At 47.4% G+C, this 17,683-nt stretch carries 17 protein-coding genes; 9 read left to right on the top strand and 8 right to left on the bottom strand.

From position 1 onward, the window contains the following. Positions 1-28: 28 nt before the first annotated feature. The 7 genes from gvpC to KME11_07810 all read left to right on the top strand — a co-directional run bounded on the left by gvpC (position 29) and on the right by KME11_07810 (position 6,909). On the top strand, positions 29-1,150 hold the full coding sequence (gene gvpC, locus KME11_07840; protein ID MBW4515121.1) for a gas vesicle protein GvpC: 1,122 nt from the start codon (positions 29-31) through the stop codon (positions 1,148-1,150). After that, positions 1,147-2,445 carry a gas vesicle protein GvpN gene (gene gvpN / locus KME11_07835; GenBank protein MBW4515120.1) on the top strand — a complete coding sequence of 433 codons (1,299 nt, stop codon included), beginning with the start codon at positions 1,147-1,149 and terminating at the stop codon, positions 2,443-2,445. The genes gvpC and gvpN overlap by 4 nt, the downstream gene beginning before the upstream one ends. Positions 2,446-2,450: 5 nt before the next feature. Then, positions 2,451-2,777 carry a gas vesicle protein gene (locus tag KME11_07830; GenBank protein MBW4515119.1) on the top strand — a complete coding sequence of 109 codons (327 nt, stop codon included), beginning with the start codon at positions 2,451-2,453 and terminating at the stop codon, positions 2,775-2,777. Between the two features lie 213 nt (positions 2,778-2,990). Continuing rightward, positions 2,991-3,464 carry a gas vesicle protein K gene (locus tag KME11_07825; protein MBW4515118.1) on the top strand — a complete coding sequence of 158 codons (474 nt, stop codon included), beginning with the start codon at positions 2,991-2,993 and terminating at the stop codon, positions 3,462-3,464. Positions 3,465-3,557: 93 nt separating this feature from the next. Beyond that, on the top strand, positions 3,558-4,292 hold the full coding sequence (locus tag KME11_07820) for a GvpL/GvpF family gas vesicle protein (protein ID MBW4515117.1): 735 nt from the start codon (positions 3,558-3,560) through the stop codon (positions 4,290-4,292). An 89-nt stretch (positions 4,293-4,381) separates the two neighbouring features. After that, the gene (locus KME11_07815; GenBank protein MBW4515116.1) at positions 4,382-4,651 is read left to right on the top strand and encodes a gas vesicle protein GvpG; all 270 of its coding nucleotides are present in this window, start codon (positions 4,382-4,384) and stop codon (positions 4,649-4,651) included. Positions 4,652-4,683: 32 nt separating this feature from the next. Continuing rightward, positions 4,684-6,909, top strand: a complete 2,226-nt coding sequence (locus KME11_07810; protein MBW4515115.1) for a DEAD/DEAH box helicase — start codon at positions 4,684-4,686, stop codon at positions 6,907-6,909. A gap of 19 nt (positions 6,910-6,928) precedes the next feature. On the opposite strand, the gene hemB is transcribed toward KME11_07810, so the two are convergent. Next, complete coding sequence (hemB, locus tag KME11_07805; protein ID MBW4515114.1) at positions 6,929-7,912, bottom strand: porphobilinogen synthase; 984 nt, start codon at positions 7,910-7,912, stop codon at positions 6,929-6,931. A gap of 137 nt (positions 7,913-8,049) precedes the next feature. Continuing rightward, positions 8,050-8,466 (bottom strand): secondary thiamine-phosphate synthase enzyme YjbQ, encoded by a 417-nt coding sequence (locus KME11_07800; protein ID MBW4515113.1) that lies wholly within the window; start codon positions 8,464-8,466, stop codon positions 8,050-8,052. Between the two features lie 152 nt (positions 8,467-8,618). Between KME11_07800 and KME11_07795 the strand changes: the two genes are divergently transcribed. Then, positions 8,619-9,461, top strand: coding sequence for a hypothetical protein (locus KME11_07795; protein ID MBW4515112.1), 843 nt, complete (start codon positions 8,619-8,621; stop codon positions 9,459-9,461). On the opposite strand, the gene KME11_07790 is transcribed toward KME11_07795, so the two are convergent. Further along, positions 9,458-11,254 carry a GAF domain-containing protein gene (locus tag KME11_07790; GenBank protein ID MBW4515111.1) on the bottom strand — a complete coding sequence of 599 codons (1,797 nt, stop codon included), beginning with the start codon at positions 11,252-11,254 and terminating at the stop codon, positions 9,458-9,460. The genes KME11_07795 and KME11_07790 overlap by 4 nt on opposite strands. Before the next feature lie 183 nt (positions 11,255-11,437). Further along, positions 11,438-11,665 carry a hypothetical protein gene (locus tag KME11_07785; GenBank protein ID MBW4515110.1) on the bottom strand — a complete coding sequence of 76 codons (228 nt, stop codon included), beginning with the start codon at positions 11,663-11,665 and terminating at the stop codon, positions 11,438-11,440. A gap of 252 nt (positions 11,666-11,917) precedes the next feature. Between KME11_07785 and lepA the strand changes: the two genes are divergently transcribed. Next, positions 11,918-13,720 (top strand): translation elongation factor 4, encoded by a 1,803-nt coding sequence (gene lepA / locus KME11_07780; GenBank protein MBW4515109.1) that lies wholly within the window; start codon positions 11,918-11,920, stop codon positions 13,718-13,720. 122 nt (positions 13,721-13,842) lie between these two features. Here the strand turns inward: lepA and KME11_07775 are convergent, their stop codons facing one another. The 4 genes from KME11_07775 to KME11_07760 all read right to left on the bottom strand — a co-directional run bounded on the left by KME11_07775 (position 13,843) and on the right by KME11_07760 (position 17,582). Beyond that, on the bottom strand, positions 13,843-14,121 hold the full coding sequence (locus tag KME11_07775; GenBank protein MBW4515108.1) for a tyrosine-type recombinase/integrase: 279 nt from the start codon (positions 14,119-14,121) through the stop codon (positions 13,843-13,845). Continuing rightward, complete coding sequence (locus tag KME11_07770) at positions 14,121-15,368, bottom strand: GNAT family N-acetyltransferase (GenBank protein ID MBW4515107.1); 1,248 nt, start codon at positions 15,366-15,368, stop codon at positions 14,121-14,123. The genes KME11_07775 and KME11_07770 overlap by 1 nt, the downstream gene beginning before the upstream one ends. Before the next feature lie 204 nt (positions 15,369-15,572). Further along, positions 15,573-16,418 (bottom strand): hypothetical protein, encoded by an 846-nt coding sequence (locus KME11_07765; protein MBW4515106.1) that lies wholly within the window; start codon positions 16,416-16,418, stop codon positions 15,573-15,575. Between the two features lie 231 nt (positions 16,419-16,649). After that, positions 16,650-17,582, bottom strand: a complete 933-nt coding sequence (locus KME11_07760) for a hypothetical protein (protein MBW4515105.1) — start codon at positions 17,580-17,582, stop codon at positions 16,650-16,652. Between the last annotated feature and the right edge of the window lie 101 nt (positions 17,583-17,683).

Below are 17,683 nucleotides of genomic sequence, written 5' to 3'. Positions count from 1 at the left end.
TTTTCAACATTTATTTAGAGGAAAATTCGTGGTTTCTCTTAAAGCCTCTTGGCAATCGCAAAAAAAACAGCGGCAACAAGAATTGGTGCAACGACAACAGCAAGTCCGCGAATCTTTAACTAGATGTCAACAAGAACGTCAGTCAAAGGCTGCTGCATTGCGTCGTGACCTCAATCTGTTTCAGCACTCTCTTCAGCAAGAAACTCAAGATTTTTTAACTGATGTAAGCCTCGATCGCCAATTGCGATCAGTGCAACTATCCCATCAGCTTCATGCCTTTGCTCAAGCGTTACAGCAGCAAACCGCTGACTTTTTAGAAACCACTGCTGCCGATCGCTCTTTAATGTCTCAAGAATTAGCTCAAGACTTGTCGGCATTTCATGCTGAACTTAATTATTCAGTGCAAGTTTTACGAAAGAATTTGCACGCCCAAATGCAACATTCCCAATCAGAAACCCAAACTTTTCTAAACAATTGCCAACAACAACGCCATCAGAATCAAATTCAGTTGATGCAAAACCTGGCGATTTATATTGCGTCTTTGCAGGAGCAGGTACAAGCCTATTTAGCAGAACTGGAGCTAGCCCGGAAAGAACGAGGCCAGCAGATGGAGCAAATGTTGCAGGAAAGCCGAGATCGCCGTTTAGCAGAAACAGCAGAACTCTTTCAACAACTCTCAGGGTTTCGTGCTGAGCTAAGAGCATACTGCAACAGCCTTCATGAGAGCGTTTGGGGCAATCAGGTAATTCAGCAATTAAAGCCTACTGTTCAAAAACCTACTCAGCCTAGGAGCGATCGAGCCACACAAGAACTTGCACCAACGCCTATCGCTCAACCCATTGCTCAATCTACCAAGCCACCTATAACGAAAATCTCTAGCGACATACCTGTAGCTGCTGTAGCAACTATTAAAGCTGCTGTTGCCGTACAACCGCCCACACAGCCAACCTTACAGCAAGATAACGAGTTGCTGGAGCAGAAGATTTATAGCCACATCAAGCAAATTGAGGGTGCCCGACTGACTGAAATTCAGTCTGCTTTGGGTATTAATCGTTCACAGACTGTTGATAGTCTGCGCGCCTTAATTAAGCAAGGGTTGATTACACAGCGCGATCGCGTTTACCTAGCTCAAGAGGAAATTTCCCTGTGACCACCGTCTTAAAAGCCAATCCCCGGCAATTCGTCAGTACTCCCGCCATTCAGCGAGTTGCTACCCGCGCCTTACGCTACCTGCAATCAGGATATTCTGTGCATCTACGAGGGCCTGCTGGCACTGGCAAGACCACGTTGGCGCTTCACCTTGCCGACCTGCTGGCACGCCCCATCATGCTGATGTTTGGTGATGACGAGTTCAAAACCTCGGATTTAATTGGTAATCAAACGGGTTACACCCGGAAGAAAGTTGTTGATAATTTTATTCATAGTGTCGTTAAAGTTGAGGATGAACTGCGTCACAATTGGGTCGATTCTCGGCTGACATTGGCTTGTAGAGAGGGCTTTACGCTCGTTTATGATGAATTTAATCGATCGCGTCCCGAAGTTAATAATGTTCTGCTCTCTGCATTGGAAGAGAAACTTCTGGTTTTGCCACCTAACAAAGATCGGTCAGAATACGTCCGAGTCAGCCCTCATTTTCGAGGTATTTTTACCTCCAATCCTGAAGAATACTGCGGGGTTCATTCGACTCAAGATGCTTTACTCGATCGCCTGATTACTATCAATATCCCTGAACCCGATGAACTGACGCAGCAAGAAATTGTGGTTCAAAAAACAGGGATTGATCGAGAAAGCGCCGTAGCAATTGTACAGATCGTTAAAGCATTTCGCAAAAGAACAGCGAATGAAAGATCATCAGGCTTGCGATCGTGTTTAATGATCGGCAAGGTTTGTCATGAACATGAAGTCATGGTGATGCCAGAGAACGCAGAATTTCGAGATATTTGTCAGGATCTCTTGCTCTCTCGCACAGCCTTACCTTTAGAGGAAGCCACTCATATTTTATGGGAAATCTTCAACAGCTTTATTGCTAATGATACGCTTCAGGTTTCTCTGCCGATCGCTCTTCATGACGAGTTGGATGCACCAGTTCTTGAATTTCATGAAATAGAACTCAATGAAATACTGCCATCAATTCCAGGCGATCGCCTCGCAATCTTCAATGATTTAATGAATCTAGACGACTCGCCCGAACCCAACCTGGATTCTATCGATTTTGATTCTGTTGATAGCAAAGAAGAAAGCTTGTCCGTGCCGTATCAACAGGAAATCTACGAATATTTGCAGCAACAGCAGGAAGCGCGTCCGTTTGAAATTCAGTCTGCATTAGGCATTAGGCGATCGGATGTAGCAAATGCGCTGCAAGCTTTAACAGCCAAAGGACTAACCATCTCTCAGAACGGTTCTAGAAAGCAAGCCTCTTACCGCATTCATACCTCAGAGGAATAATTACCATGACTGCATCCCCCGCAGGTCGCGCCATTACAACGTCCACTCAAGGCTCTAGCTTGGCAGATGTGCTAGAGCGCGTGCTAGATAAAGGTATTGTCATTGCTGGAGATATTTCTGTTTCGGTGGGTTCTACCGAACTCCTGAGCATTCGGATTCGGCTGCTCATTTCATCGGTTGATAAGGCAAAAGAAATTGGAATTAACTGGTGGGAAAGCGATCCGTACCTTAGCAGTCAGTCGCAACAGATGCTTGAAGCGAATCGTCAGTTGCAGGCAAGGATTGAGAGTTTGGAAGGTCAGCTAAAAGTACTCAGTAGGGAATCGACATGATCAGCGTTAAAACAATGAAACAAGTGCTAACTAGCCGAACCATTCCCAGCTTTTGAGCCATATCTAGCATTATGGAGATCTCTAGCCAAGCAGTGGATCGGGGAAGAATGATGGCTGGGTACAGTCAGATGGTGAACCATGAAACGCGCCGCCAAATTCGCAATCAGCAAATGAACGATCGGTAGCGCAGTTTTATCTCGAACCGAGGGTTGAATGTCTCTGACGAATTCTCAAATTCAAGCAATGCCTGCATCTGGTCTAGAGTTTCCTAAGAAGAAAGACGCAGGGCTAGCTCCGCTGTTACTAACAGTTGTAGAGCTAGTGCGGCAACTAATGGAGGCACAGGTGATTCGGCGGATGGAGTCGGGCGATTTGAGCGAATCTGACTTAGAACGAGCGGCAGAAAGTGTTCGCAAGTTAGAAGAGCAAATTATCAATTTGTGCGAAATATTTGAAATTGATCTGGCTGATCTTAATATTGATTTGGGCGATATTGGCACGTTATTTCCTCAGTCTGGGGGCTATTATCCGGGAACTCATTCGGCAAATCCGTCGATTTTAGAATTGCTCGATCGCCTTCTTAACGTCGGGATTGTCGTAGAGGGAAACATTGATTTAGGGCTAGCTCAAATCAACTTAATTCATGCAAAGCTACGACTCGTGTTAACTTCTCAACCGATTGGTTAGGAGCCAAAATTAAGTATCGAAATAATGCGAGATGGATGTTCAAGAGATATTGCTGGGTAGCCTCATAGGGACGCGATCGCTCTAGGTGAATGTATGGGATGTGGACTTTATTTATACGGCATTTTTCCGGCTACAGGGGTTCATGAAATAACGCTAGAGGGACTCGATCGCCAACCCGTTCAGTCCCATACAGTGAACGAGTTTACGTTTCTCTATTCCGAGGCGCAACAGAACAGATATTTAGCAAGTCGTCGTAATTTGCTAGGGCATGAGCGCGTGCTAGAACAAGCAATGGAACAGGGACATCGGACTCTTTTGCCGTTGCAATTTGGGCTGATTGTCGATGATTGGACGACGGTTGAAAGCCAGTTGATTAAGACTCAGAGTGAAAACCTGAAGGGGCTTTTTTCTAAGTTGGAAGGGCGGCGAGAAGTCAGCGTCAAGATTTTTTGGGAAGCGGATCAAGAGTTGGAAAATTTGATGTTGGAGAATGAGGGGTTGCGAACAGAGCGCGATCGCTTGGAAGGACAGTCGCTAAGTATGGATCAGATTGTCAAAATTGGGCAGGCGATCGAGGCTGAAATGGGTGAACGGAAGCAGAATATTATTCAGGCATTTCAAGAGAATTTGAATCCGTTGGCGATTGAACAGATTGAGAATGATTTGTTGACGGATAGCATGATTTACAACGCAGCTTATTTGATTCCTTGGGAGTCGGAGCCGGAGTTTAGTGAGCAGGTAGAGGCGCTAGATCTGCGATTTGAGAAGCGTTTGCGGATTCGATATAACAATTTCACTGCACCATTTAATTTTGCACAGTTGGTGTGATTGGGTGAAGAGACCTCTCCCTAAATCCCTCTCCTAAAGGAAAGGGACTTTGAAGGGGAGTTAGGGTGGTTGTTCTTTGGAGGAGTCTTATGTTTTTTGATTTGTTGACGGCACCGTTTACGGCTCCACTGAGCGGGATTGCTTGGATTGGTGAAAAAATATTAGAGAGAGCTAGTACTGAACTCGATGAGACGGAAAATTTGAGCAAGCGGCTGTTGTCGTTGCAACTAGCGTTTGATATGGGCGATATTCCTGAAGAAGAGTTTGAAGAGCAGGAGGAAGCGTTGCTGCTGGCGATCCAGGCGCTGGATGATGAGATTAGGGTTGAAGAGATGGAGGCTGAAGAGTCGCAGGATTGATTCTACAATGAAGAGAGATTTTACAATGATTCATGCCCACTCCTCCCCCAAATCCAACTTCTTCGGGTTTCCATCGTCTGCACGAACAGGTGCAGCGATGGATCTGGGAACAGCGCTGGGCGGAATTGCACGATATTCAGGAGCGGGCGATCGCCCCCATTCTCACTGGCACTACCGACTTAATTCTTGCGGCAGCGACAGCAGGCGGTAAAACTGAGGCGGCGTTTTTGCCGATTTTTTCTAAGCTGGCTGAGGAGTCTTCAGAGATTTCTAAAAGTGGAATTCAGGTTTTATATTTAAGTCCGCTCAAGGCATTAATCAACGATCAGCAGTATCGTTTATCTGAACTGGGAGAACGGTTGGAGATTCCTGTGCAGGCGTGGCATGGAGATGTGGATTCAGGGCGGAAGCAGCGGTTGTTGAAGAAACCTACGGGAATTTTGTTGATTACGCCAGAGTCATTAGAAGCAATGTTCGTAGGTAAGGGACATGAGCTACCCAGGATTTTTGCAGCGTTGCAGTACGTGGTGGTGGATGAGTTGCACTCGTTTATTGGAACGGAGCGGGGACAACAGTTGCGATCGCTGCTTCACCGTTTAGAAAAGTCGATCGATCGTCGCATTCCTCGGATTGGACTAAGCGCTACACTCGGAGAAATGAATTTAGCAAAAGATTATCTACGCACTGGAGAATCCAATTTAGTCCAATTAATTCAATCTTCTGAGGAAGGGCAGGAGATTAAGTTACAAATTCGAGGATATCGAAAAGTTGCGCCTGATATCTTTATTGATGATATTAACCAGGAACGCGAGGCGGAATACTCTAGGAACGAAATTGATATTGCTAAGCATCTATTTAAAGTATTGCGGGGAGAGAAGAATCTCATCTTTATTAATCGCCGCCAAGATGTAGAGCAATACGCTGACTGGCTAGGTCGATTATGTGACGATCATCGTGTTCCTAACGAATTTATGCCCCATCACGGTAGCTTGTCGAAGGAGTTGCGAGAGGCTGCGGAGGAAGCTCTTAAAGAACGAAATCGTCCTGCAAATGTAATTTGTACTTCGACTTTAGAGTTGGGCATTGATGTCGGTGCAGTGAACTCGATCGCCCAAATTGGCACTCCCTATTCTGTCGCTAGCACTCGGCAGCGTTTAGGGCGATCGGGGCGGCGGCAGGGCGATCCGGCAATTCTGCGGATTTATATTACTGAGCCAGAGATCACACCGTCTACCCATCCTGAAGCAACTTTGCATCCCTCATTGGTGCAAGCGATCGCCATCATTCATCTGCTCTTACAAGGCTGGTATGAACCTCCAGTAGTAGGTAAGCTTCACCTTTCTACAATGGTGCAACAGTTGCTTTCCCTGATTGCTCAGCATGGCGGAGTCCGACCCGATTGGGCTTGGGAAACCCTTTGTAAAGTAGGAGCTTTTCAGGCGATCGATCAAGCGACTTATATTCAATTGCTGCGGTGTTTAGCCGAAAAAGATTTGATTCAACAGAGTCAAGAAGGGCTGTTGCTGCTGGGCTTGAAAGGTGAACGCATTGTTAACCATTACAGCTTTTATACAGCATTCAAAACCCCTGAAGAATTCCGTATTACAACTGCTGGGAAAACGCTAGGCACCTTACCGATCGATTCACCACTAACAGAAGGGCTGCTGCTGATTTTTGCAGGAAAGCGCTGGCAAATTCTCTCGGTAGACCGCGATCATCGGGTAGTAGATGTGATTCAATCTTCGGGCGGCAGAGTGCCTTACTTTGGAGGTGAGCCAGGGATTATTCATGATCGGGTGCGGCAGGAGATGTTTCAGATTTATTGCTCTGATGCTATTCCTGCTTTTTTAGATGCAACGGCGCGGGATTTGCTGCTGGAAGCCAGGACGAATTTTACGGCGTATGAGCTAGAAAATAACTTTTGGCTGGAGAATGGGCGACAAACGATCCTGTTTCCTTGGCAGGGAAATTTGGTGATGAATACGCTGCTGGTGCAATTGTTGGCGAACGATATTTCTGTTGAGCAAGGGGCGATCGCGCTCACAGTCAGTCTACCCGCCAAAGATCTGTGGAAGCGTCTCAAAAAACTAGCAGCGGCAAAACCCCCGGATGCAGTAGAACTTGCCGCTACAGTCAGCAACAAAATCAATGAAAAGCATGATCTATTTTTAGATGAAGATCTGCTCTGTCGGAATTATGCCGCTAGTCATCTTGATGTACCGAACACCTGGGAAATGCTGCGGCGCTGGATGTTCTAAAGGTGGAGAGACTTACAGCCTAAGCATTCAACCAACGGGCTGCATCTTTGGCGTGATAGGTCAGAATTAGATCTGCACCTGCCCGTTTAAATCCGATCAACGTCTCCATTACGACCTTTTCTTCATCCACCCAACCATTAAGTGCTGCGGCTTTCACCATCGCATATTCTCCCGATACGTTATAAGCGGCAACGGGCAGGTTGGTCGCTTGTTTGACGCGCCAGATAATATCCATGTAAGCCAGGGCAGGTTTTACCATCAACATATCTGCACCTTCGGCAATGTCGAGGGCGATTTCTTTAAGGGCTTCTGTGCCGTTGGCTGGATCCATTTGATAGGTGCGCCGATCGCCAAACTGCGGTGCCGATTCAGCCGCATCTCGGAATGGGCCATAGTAAGCAGACGAATATTTGGCAGCATAGGACATTACTGGAATATCCTCAAACCCTGCTTCATCTAGTCCTGCTCGAATTGCCTGGACAAAGCCGTCCATCATGCCCGAAGGCGCAATAATATCAGCCCCTGCTTTTGCCTGAGAAACCGCCGTTTTCTTCAACAGTTCCAATGTCGGATCATTTAGCACCCGTCCCGACAAATCGCCCACTTCCAAGTAGCCACAGTGCCCATGAGGCGTGTATTCGCACAAACAAGTATCAACAATCACCAGCAAACCTGGAACCGCTTCTTTAACGGCGGTTGCTGCCCGCTGCACAATGCCGTGATCATGCCATGCGCCTGTTGCGTCGTTGTCTTTATCGGCAGGAATGCCAAACAGAATAATGGCTGGAATGCCCAGGTCATAGACTTCTTTGGCTTCCTCAACAATTTTATCGATCGACAACTGATACACACCTGGCATCGATTTTACTTCTTTGGCGAAACTCTCACCCGATACCGCAAATAATGGATAAATTAAATCATTGGTCGTCAGAATATTTTCTCGCACCATGCGACGAAGCTGGGGATGGTTGCGGAGACGGCGAGGACGCTGGGTAGGAAACATAGAGTTAGAAGATTTACTAAAAGGGCGATCGACTGAATTTTACGAATAGTTATTAAGTCTAAAGCTTTGACTTACGCGTAAGTCAATCCTGTTACTTTTTGTAAAACCGACTCTCTTGCTGTCTCAACTTCTCGGTGCTAGTCGCCCATCACGTGCACGACAAGTTCTCGCAAGTGGTTTCTCTGGCGATGTTCCCACAGATAAATACCTTGCCAGGTTCCCAAAACTAGCCTGCCATTGGCGATCGGGATTTGCTCTGAGGTATGAGTTAATACGGTGCGAATGTGAGCGGGCATATCATCCCCTCCTTCGGTGCTGTGGATGTAGCAATCGCCCTCTGGCACCAGCTTCGCCAAAAAGTGTGCCAAGTCTAGCAGCACATCAGGATCGGCATTCTCTTGAATAATCAGGCTGGCGGAAGTATGCCGTAGAAACAAGCTACATAGCCCTGTTTGAATGCCCGACTCTGCCACGATCGCCGCAACTTTAGTCGTCACTTTTTGCAAGGATTTCCCTTGAGTTTGAACCTTAATAAGCTGTTGATAGTGAGCCATGGGGAATGTTGAATCTCGTTACAGTTAAGAAAATTAAGTGTTTGGGAACATTTTTGCTATTGCGATCGTCCCATATTTTTTAGCTCCTGCAATCAGAGACAAGGCAGATTAGCCGCGATCGCGTTCAACTCATTTTTTACCCAGGCTTAGCCATGCTACCGACTTCTAAAATAACTCAGACGTTAAGAACAAATCCGCTTAGATCTATCCGTGCAGGTCTGTTCAGCCGCGACGTAGGCGACTCCATTGAAAAAGCAAAAGATATTGGTACGCTGAGTCGCAGCTATTCTCGTTCGGGGGAAGTAGGAAAGAAAGATCTCGACTTCTTCCGCTTTAAATTAGACAGGACGACCTCTATCACCGCCAAAATAGAGAACGAAGATAAAGATAAAAGCCCGATCGCCATGACCATTCTCGATGGCCGCGGCAACACTATTCAAGGCAGCAACGGCAAATTTTTGTTCAGGAACATTCAACCTGGGGCAACAAAACAAATTAGAGCCAGCCTACCTGCCGGAACATACTACGTTCGTTTAGGAAGCGCTAAGGGCAGCAAACAGGATTACGAGTTTAATCTCACTGCCTCTTCTTCAATCGGCTCAGGGTTTGGTGGAATAGGTTCAGGTACCAATTTAGGAGAAACGGAAAATTTGGGTCGGTTGCAGTCCGGGCGAACTTATCGTGAATCTGGGTCTGTAGGCGGCGATCGCGATGTAGATTCCTACCGTTTTACAGTCGATCGCACCAGTCGCCTTTTAGCAGAGCTATCTAACAATGGCAACGATGACATTGCCTTCCGACTGCTCAATGCTAGTGGAGAAACCGTCAGAAGTAGCGGTAACTTTCTGTTTGCCAATATTAGACCTGGCGATGATGAGAGGCTACTCGCTTCTACTTTGGGAGCGGGCACCTATGCCTTTGTGATTCAAAGCAAAGTGGGTCGCAACGAAGATTACAGCTTTAGGCTTGAGCGATCTGAAGTCACCCCTCTCTAAAGCAACAATTCAGACGAATCAGCGCTAATCATGACCGGGTCTTGATAGAGCGGCACGGTGAAGGTGACAGTTGAGCCTAACCCTTCACCCATGCTGTAAAAGTTAACAACTCCACCCATCGCTTCCACCAGCTTTTGAGAAATCGCCAAGCCCAAGCCCGTACCTCCATATTGACGAGTCCGTGATCCATCCACCTGGCTAAAAGACTGAAACAATTTGTCTTGTTTTTCCAAAGAAACGCCAATGCCCGTATCCGCCACGCTAATTTTGACGCTACCTGGCTTCTCCTGGTTTTGCACCAAAATTTTGTCAGGCAGCACTTCGGCAGTAATGGTAATTCCGCCTTCGTGGGTGAACTTGACGGCGTTGCTCAGCAGGTTCAACATCACCTGTAATAGCCGTTGGTAGTTGCCCAACACCACCACCTCATCACGGGTTGCAGGCGTGAGGATTTCTAGGCTTAAAGACTTTTGCTGCGATTGGGGGCGAATGAAGTTCTCGACATCGCCCAATAGGTCGTCTAGTTGAATAGGATTGAGATCAAGCTGCATCTTCCCTGCTTCAATTTTGGCGACATCTAAAATGTCGTTGATGATGCTCAACAAATGAATGGCTGAACGATGCGCCTCTTCAATAAACTGGCTCTGTTCTTCAGGATCATCTGCCATGCCGTCCATGATGAGCTTCAGGAAGCCAATCACACCATTGAGAGGCGTGCGCAGTTCGTGAGAGGTATTTGCTAGAAACTCGCTTTTGAGACGAGATGCTGCTTCAGCTTGCTGTCGGGCTTCCTCAATTTCTCGGTGGCGCTCCATGAGGCTTTCGTTGGCGCGTTGAAGTTCAGCCGCTAAGTTTCGGCTTTCTTCAAGCAAGGTAGCGTGGGCAACTCCGGTACCCACTTGGTCAGCAATTTCCTTCAAGAGATCAAGGTCAATATCGCTCCAGGGTGAGGCTTGATTAAATTGATCGCAATTGAATTGATAGAGAATGATTAAGCCATTGGGTTGGTCTTTGTAAGGAGTAGCGAGCGCCAAAACCGAGTGCGGGGCACCCTCTGTCAAGTTAAACGTGACCGGCTCTAGCGTCGAGAGCGCTTGATCTAAATACAGCCTGTCTTCAATCTTCAGATCTGCCCCTAACATAGGATCTAAGTCCGACTGGCAATACTCTGCAACGACCTTCAAACTCTGGCTTGAAGGCTTGTAGGGACAGATTAAACAACGGCTAACATTTAGCGCTTCGCCTAAGCCTTCTACAGCTTGTTGCCAAATTGTTTCTAAATTAAGGCTCCGGCGAATTTGTCCAATCACCTGAGTCAACTGCTGGCGGTAACGGCTAGAGCGTGGAGCCAGAACTGAAGGGGCGATCGCATTGACTAATGCCAGTGCTTCTTCTCGGCTAACAATTCGTAGAAACCGCCCCATCGCTACCACAAGTGTTGCTGAGCCGTAGGGCACAATGATGGGACTCAGGGTCAGGTCAAAGATGAAATACCGACTGGCATAGACAAACCCATACTCAAACCGCGTGGGAGTTAAGCTATCCAGTACCTGTCGCACAAGCCCCAGGTATGTAGAGGCAACTAAGGGGGCAAACTGCGACGGCTGAACAATCACTTGCTCTGGATTAATTCTATGCCCGCTATTTCGCCAACAAAATGAAAGATATCGTCCTGTCTCATCTTGAGTGAAAACCAAATCCGCATCCGAAACCGATCGCCATCCATTGCGTTGCTGAGAAGGGAAGGGCGTAGGCTGGGTAGTCGAAAGCGGAATATCGCTAGGCGGAGTCATCAGCGTAGAACTGCGATCGGTCGGGACACTTTTTGGCGTTGACTGAAGCATAGACAGCGGGCAAAAGCCTGAAATCAGGGTTGGGCAAGCCTAGAGTTCCCGATTTAAGTTTGCACCTACCCGTTTTCTACCCACCTTAACTAAGCGCTCATTTGGAAAACAATGAAGCACAAGGGATATCCATTAATCGTTCCATTCCCCTTTAGGCGGAACAGGTGGATTCCGGTAGACAGTTCGAGTCACTTCATCATCTCTACGGCTGCCGCTCAGCCACTGCCGAACCGCAACTTCAATAACTTTACTGGGGTCGTTAGTTAAATGGCTGAGTTGCTCAAGCAACTCAGCATCAATTTGAACAGAGAGATCAACTTTGCCAGATGGCGGCTTGGAACCAACGATCGGGTCATTCATAGTATGCTGAAATCCTTGAGTCACAATAGGGTGCAAGGTTAAAGATATAACGTGTTAAGGATACACCGTGGGTATAATCACCTGATACACTGCATTTTACGACGTGCGCTCAACAACAGGGGAACTTCGCTTCGAATTGTTCATATCTCCAAATCAGGTTACAGACAAGTCCACCCTCTACTTAAGCATTAAAATTTAAGCATTAAAATAAGTTAAGGCATTTCGTTCCTACCTTCCTGAGTTCTTCTTCATATGACTGACGTACCTGTCTCTCGCATTCGCAACTTTTCCATCATTGCCCACATTGATCATGGCAAATCCACGTTGGCAGACCGTTTGCTCCAAGTGACAGGAACGGTGAGCGATCGCGATATGAAAGCCCAACTTCTTGACAATATGGATCTAGAGCGAGAGCGGGGCATTACCATTAAGCTGCAAGCCGCCCGCATGAACTACACGGCAAAAGACGGTCAGGATTATGTATTGAACCTGATTGACACGCCGGGACACGTTGACTTTTCCTATGAAGTATCGCGATCGCTGGCTGCCTGCGAGGGGGCGCTGCTAGTGGTAGATGCGTCTCAGGGTGTAGAAGCGCAAACCCTGGCGAACGTTTATTTGGCGCTAGAGAACGATTTAGAAATTATTCCGGTGCTCAACAAAATTGACTTGCCCGGAGCAGACCCCGATCGCGTTACAGGCGAAATTGAGGAAATTATTGGGCTAGATTGCAGCGATGCCATTCTTGCCTCGGCAAAGGAGGGAATTGGCATTGGCGACATTTTAGAAGCGATTGTTGAAAAAGTGCCGCCTCCAGAAGATACGATCGATCAGCCTTTGCGGGCACTGATTTTTGATAGCTACTACGATGCCTACCGGGGCGTAATTGTCTATTTTCGAGTCATGGATGGAACCGTGAAAAAGGGCGATCGCGTTCGGTTCATGGTCTCTGGCAAAGAATACCAAATCGACGAACTCGGCATTCTCGCCCCCACTCAAATTCAAGTCGAATCCCTTCATGCCGGAGAAGTCGGCTACCTCGCAGCCGCTATCAAGTCCGTTGAAGATGCCCGTGTTGGCGACACCATCACCCTCGCCGCCGCTCCTGCCGCCGAACCCTTCCCTGGCTACACCGAAGCCAAGCCCATGGTCTTCTGTGGACTCTTCCCCACCGATGCCGATCAGTTTGAAGATCTACGAGAGTCTTTAGAAAAGCTTCGTCTTAACGATGCCTCCTTGCACTACGAGCCAGAAACCTCCAGCGCTATGGGTTTTGGCTTCCGCTGCGGCTTTTTAGGATTGCTGCACATGGAAATTGTTCAAGAGCGGCTAGAGCGAGAATATGACCTTGATTTGATTACCACGGCTCCCTCGGTCATCTATAAAGTCATTAAGCTTAACGGCGAAGAAGTTTATATTGATAACCCTAGCCACCTCCCCGATCCTCAGCAACGCGAGAAAATTGAGGAGCCTTATGTTCAAGTCGATATGATTACTCCAGAAGCCTACGTGGGGGCATTGATGGAGTTGAGCCAGAGTCGGCGGGGTGTGTTCAAAGATATGAAGTACCTCACCCAGGGGCGAACCACATTGATGTATGAACTGCCTTTGGCTGAAGTCGTCACGGACTTTTTTGACCAAATGAAGTCTCGTTCTAGAGGCTACGCCAGCATGGAATATCACCTAATTGGCTACCGCGAGAATCCGTTGGTGAAGTTAGATGTGCTGATCAACGGTGAGCCTGTTGATCCCCTTGCCACCATTGTTCACCGTGACAAGGCTTACTTTGTAGGCAAAGCCTTGGTTGAGAAGCTGAAGGAGTTGATTCCGCGTCATCAGTTCAAGATTCCGCTGCAAGCTTCGATCGGTAGCCGTGTCGTAGCGAGTGAACACATCCCGGCGCTCCGAAAAGATGTGTTAGCGAAGTGCTATGGCGGTGACATTAGCCGCAAGAAGAAACTGTTACAGAAACAGGCAAAGGGTAAGAAACGGTTGAAGGCGATCGGGACGGTGGATGTGCCCCAAGAGGCATTTATGGCAGTGTTGAAGCTTTAATGAACGTTAATGCTGACTTGCTAGATAGCAAAGTTATGGCGCGATCGTACGTAATAGCCAGACTGGGTTTTAAGTTTTCAGAGAGGGCTAGATTTTGCTGGAAAAAGTCCGCTAACAGTTTGTTAAAGATCGAGCAGACTTTTAACCCCCTGTCCTCCTCGATTTAAAACATGCGTATAAATCATCGTCGTTTTGATATCCTTATGCCCCAGTAAGTCTTGAATTATGCGGATGTCATAACCGTTTTCGAACAGGTGAGTCGCAAAGCTGTGGCGGCAAGTATGGCAACTGAGCCGTTTATCGATTTTGGCAGCGCGGAAGACCCGTTTGATCGCTATCTGTAAGCCGCTTTCATGGAGATGATGACTGCCAAAAGCGAGTGAACCCGTCCGATCGCCCATCAATCAGCCAAGATTGTGAAATCTCCAACTTCCTTCTCTTCGCTCCCTTGCTCCTGTTCCTGCTTAAAGGGTATATTTGCATTCATTGCCTCAATTTTCTGTTGCTCCATCATATTGACTTCACCCATGTAGGTGCGCAAAATTTCAGAAAAGCGGCGGTTGTAGAAACGGTGGAGTGAATAGTTTTGAGTAGCCGGAAAACCTCGGCGCTTCTTATGCTGCCCTCCAGCACCGGGATCAAAAGTTTGAATATTATGCGCGATCGCCCATTCAATAGGGGTGTAATAGCACGTATCAAAATGCAAATTCTCAAAATCCTGAAATGCTCCCCAGTAGCGTCCATAAAGATTCGTATCTTTCGTTAAACAAAACGACATGCCCACTGGATCTTGAGTGTCTTTTGCATCATATACTGCAAACATCACAACTCGATGGCTGTAGTTAGGATAAAGCTGTTCAAAAAAGCGACGGGTCAGATATTTACTACCCCACCAACCAAACTTGTCGCAAGTATCACAGTAAAAGTCATAGACCCGTGACAAAAGCGCTGTTGAAAGCTGTTCGCCTGTCAGAGGTTTAATAATTAACCCTGCCTTCTCTACCGCTTTCCGCTCTCTTTTAATATTACGTCGTTGATTGGCGTTGAACGCGCCCAAATAGTCGTCAAATCCCTGAAAGTTTTGGTTGCTCCAAATGTAGCTATGGTGCATCCAAGAGCTAAACCCATGGCGTTCCATGATCGATCGCCACTCAGGATCAACGTAGAGAAAATTGCAGCCTGATATATGGTTCTGAATGCAAAAGTGATCGATCGCCTCAATCATTAACGCTGTAATTTCGTCCTCATCTTCTTCGGGCGCAATTAAAAAGCGGTAGCCCTCAGCAGGCGTGAACGGTGACATTCCCAGCATTTTGGGGTAGTACTCAATGCCCATTCGGTTCGCTAAATCTGCCCACTGGTGGTCAAAGACAAACTCGCCTTGGCTATGCCCCTTTAGGTAGAGCGGTGCTGCTGCAATGAGGTGGCGATCGGCTCCGCCGTTGCCGCTAGGGTCGCGCCAAACCGTGAGATGGTTTGGCAGCCAGCCGGTCCTCGGACTAGTACTACCAGAGGTTTCCATATTGTTGAGCCACTCCCATTCTAAAAATGGAGTTTTGAGCGGCATTGCCAAAGCGTCCCACTCAGATTGGGGAACTTCAGCCAGTTGATTAATCCAGGTCACGAGGGGACGAAGCAGTTCAACCATGGTGCAAATCTGAGGGCTAAGGAAATTATTAATTATTCTTATAGTAATTTAACCTTTTCCTCTCTTTCTACACCGTCTGTTAGCTGGTGTCAAACTACTAAAAAGTGCTTTGACTCAAGTAAGTTTGAAGCCCCACCTTCTCTAATATTGCTAGGCTTTGTGACCTCCACCTAGCTTACTCAGCAGATACGGGGGGCAGATCATTCATGCTTCAGATGGCTTTTCAGGCACTGCTTCGGTTACTGCTTCTACTGGAACTTGAGCAGGCACCTCACCAGGAGGTGCATCTGGTGCTTCAGTAGGAACCTCAATGGGAGTTTCGGCGGGCACTTCAATAAGAGGCTCAGTGGGAATCTCGGTAGGAGATTCAGCAGGCACATCGACAGGTATGTCAGCAGGAGGAATCTCGGTAGGAGGCTCTGTGGGTACCTCAATTAGAGGCTCATCTGGAACTTCGGTAGGAGGCTCAGCAGGCACTTCGGCAGGAATCTCCAGCGGAGGCGCATCTGGCACTTCAATAGGTGGCTCAGCAGGAATGTTAATTGGAGGCTCAGTTGGCACTACGGCAGGAATTTCTACTGGAGGTTCAATCGGTACATCAGCAGGAATTTCGATTGGAGGCTCGCTTGGCACTCGCACCGGAGGTTCAGCGATCGCTTCTACTGAAGCCTCAACTGTTGCTGCTACAGGGGCTTCCACAGGAACGTCAGTTTCCTCTTCAACAATTTCTTCAACAATTTCTTCAGGCGGAATTTCTTCAACGGGTGGCTTTGCTTTAGCAGGCTTAGGACCACGCATGAGTGCAGGATTGCCAGCGAACCGAGGCTCACTTTTATCTCTAGAATCTCTTTTACCTTTAGAGCGATCGCGATCCCGGTCTTTGTCGCGGTCTTTATCGCGATCGCTGTCACGGTCTTTATTTCGAGTTGGAGGAGGAGGAGAACTCCGCTCCCCAGAAGGCTGGGAAATATCAAGGCTGTCTGTTTCGGTGTCTTTAGCTGGAGTGTCTTTAGCTGGACGCTCAGACTTCTTAATTGGACGTTCTACCATTGTTTTTTCTGATTCACTAGAGGTATCATACCTTGCTCTGGCTATGCAAGGATAACCCAAACCTGGCGATCATGCACTCCTTAGACCGGGTTCTCAAGCTAGGATAGGATTGCTCTTTCCTCCAAAGGTCTTGCAGGCTCACAACGTTGCCTACTCAGTTAACAGCCTCACTTAGGCAAAAGGGATTAAGGTGAGGATAAAAACATGCGCCCCTAGAGCAAGCTGTTATCCTTACCGAGCCGCTGGCACCTCTTTGACGATCCAACCCTGCGCTTCGAGGCTAGCAATTTCTTGCAAGCGTTCATTAAAGTAACGGTTAATACCTTGCAGCTTAATCGGTTGCCGATTGAGTTCATCTAAAGAAACCCGATAGGCAAAAGTTACTGTTCCTAATGGGTCTAAAGTTTTGATCTCTGTTCCACCAAACCCACCATTCCGCGTAGCAGTCACATCATAGGTGGGGGGAAGTTGTGCAAAGTCTTGTCGATCGATCGCAGCCCCTGTCTCCGGATCGTTCAGAAAAGCTGACAAATTAGTGAGTTGTCCTGTTTTATCTTGATTGTTCTGAACCTTGATCGTTAAGTTGGGTTTTGTAGGATCTTTAACGTTCGAGTTGTAAGTAAAAGTAACGTTGATATCGACTCCACCTTCTCGTTCTGCAACTAACTGACCTTGGCGATCATACTCCCGGCTATATCCTTCTCCTTCCCAAGTATTTGTCCATTGATAAATACCTGGCGCGATCGGGTTTGCCAGCAAGTCAGACCCACGGACTTCAGACACATAAGGGAAGCGAGTTCCATCTAACGTTGAACCAGCGCTTGCACTTGGGGCGACTGGGTCTGCAATAGTTTCAACTTCTTCGGCAGGCACCGAATATGCCACAACTCCAGCAGCAATCTGATTGGTTTTCCAACCGCCAGGAACAGCAGCCTCTAAGGGCTTAATTTGTGATTGGTTAAAGTTTTTGGCGATCGCACTAACGGCACCTAGAGCGGGCTGCAACGTTTCGACCTCGTTTTGACTAGTGCGAGGAACGTTCCAAAGAATTCCTAAACCGGTGGCGGCAGCCAAGGCAGTTAAAGCTAAAAAGGCTCTCTGTGAATGAATCTGCTGAGCAGAATCATGATGAGTAAGGGGAACGCCACTAAATTTATATTTCATAATGCTGTCTCTGGTTAAGTATTTTCTCTTATTACGCTGCGTCGAGAAACCCTGATTTATATGATCGAGTATCGTACTGTCATCTTGTATTTTATTTTACA

The sequence above is a fragment of the Timaviella obliquedivisa GSE-PSE-MK23-08B genome (assembly GCA_019358855.1).
Lineage (GTDB): Bacteria > Cyanobacteriota > Cyanobacteriia > Elainellales > Elainellaceae > Timaviella > Timaviella obliquedivisa.
This window is presented reverse-complemented; position numbering and strand designations above follow the sequence as displayed.

Coding starts and splice junctions, on each gene's coding strand:
- KME11_07790 (MBW4515111.1), bottom strand. CDS start 11,254: ATGACTCCGCCTAGCGATATTCCGCTTTCGACTACCCAGCCTACGCCC.
- KME11_07800 (MBW4515113.1), bottom strand. CDS start 8,466: ATGGCTCACTATCAACAGCTTATTAAGGTTCAAACTCAAGGGAAATCC.
- KME11_07765 (MBW4515106.1), bottom strand. CDS start 16,418: ATGGTAGAACGTCCAATTAAGAAGTCTGAGCGTCCAGCTAAAGACACT.
- KME11_07770 (MBW4515107.1), bottom strand. CDS start 15,368: ATGGTTGAACTGCTTCGTCCCCTCGTGACCTGGATTAATCAACTGGCT.
- KME11_07785 (MBW4515110.1), bottom strand. CDS start 11,665: ATGAATGACCCGATCGTTGGTTCCAAGCCGCCATCTGGCAAAGTTGAT.
- KME11_07820 (MBW4515117.1), top strand. CDS start 3,558: ATGGGATGTGGACTTTATTTATACGGCATTTTTCCGGCTACAGGGGTT.
- KME11_07795 (MBW4515112.1), top strand. CDS start 8,619: ATGCTACCGACTTCTAAAATAACTCAGACGTTAAGAACAAATCCGCTT.
- KME11_07825 (MBW4515118.1), top strand. CDS start 2,991: ATGTCTCTGACGAATTCTCAAATTCAAGCAATGCCTGCATCTGGTCTA.
- KME11_07830 (MBW4515119.1), top strand. CDS start 2,451: ATGACTGCATCCCCCGCAGGTCGCGCCATTACAACGTCCACTCAAGGC.
- KME11_07810 (MBW4515115.1), top strand. CDS start 4,684: ATGCCCACTCCTCCCCCAAATCCAACTTCTTCGGGTTTCCATCGTCTG.
- lepA (MBW4515109.1), top strand. CDS start 11,918: ATGACTGACGTACCTGTCTCTCGCATTCGCAACTTTTCCATCATTGCC.
- KME11_07815 (MBW4515116.1), top strand. CDS start 4,382: ATGTTTTTTGATTTGTTGACGGCACCGTTTACGGCTCCACTGAGCGGG.
- KME11_07760 (MBW4515105.1), bottom strand. CDS start 17,582: ATGAAATATAAATTTAGTGGCGTTCCCCTTACTCATCATGATTCTGCT.
- KME11_07775 (MBW4515108.1), bottom strand. CDS start 14,121: ATGGGCGATCGGACGGGTTCACTCGCTTTTGGCAGTCATCATCTCCAT.
- hemB (MBW4515114.1), bottom strand. CDS start 7,912: ATGTTTCCTACCCAGCGTCCTCGCCGTCTCCGCAACCATCCCCAGCTT.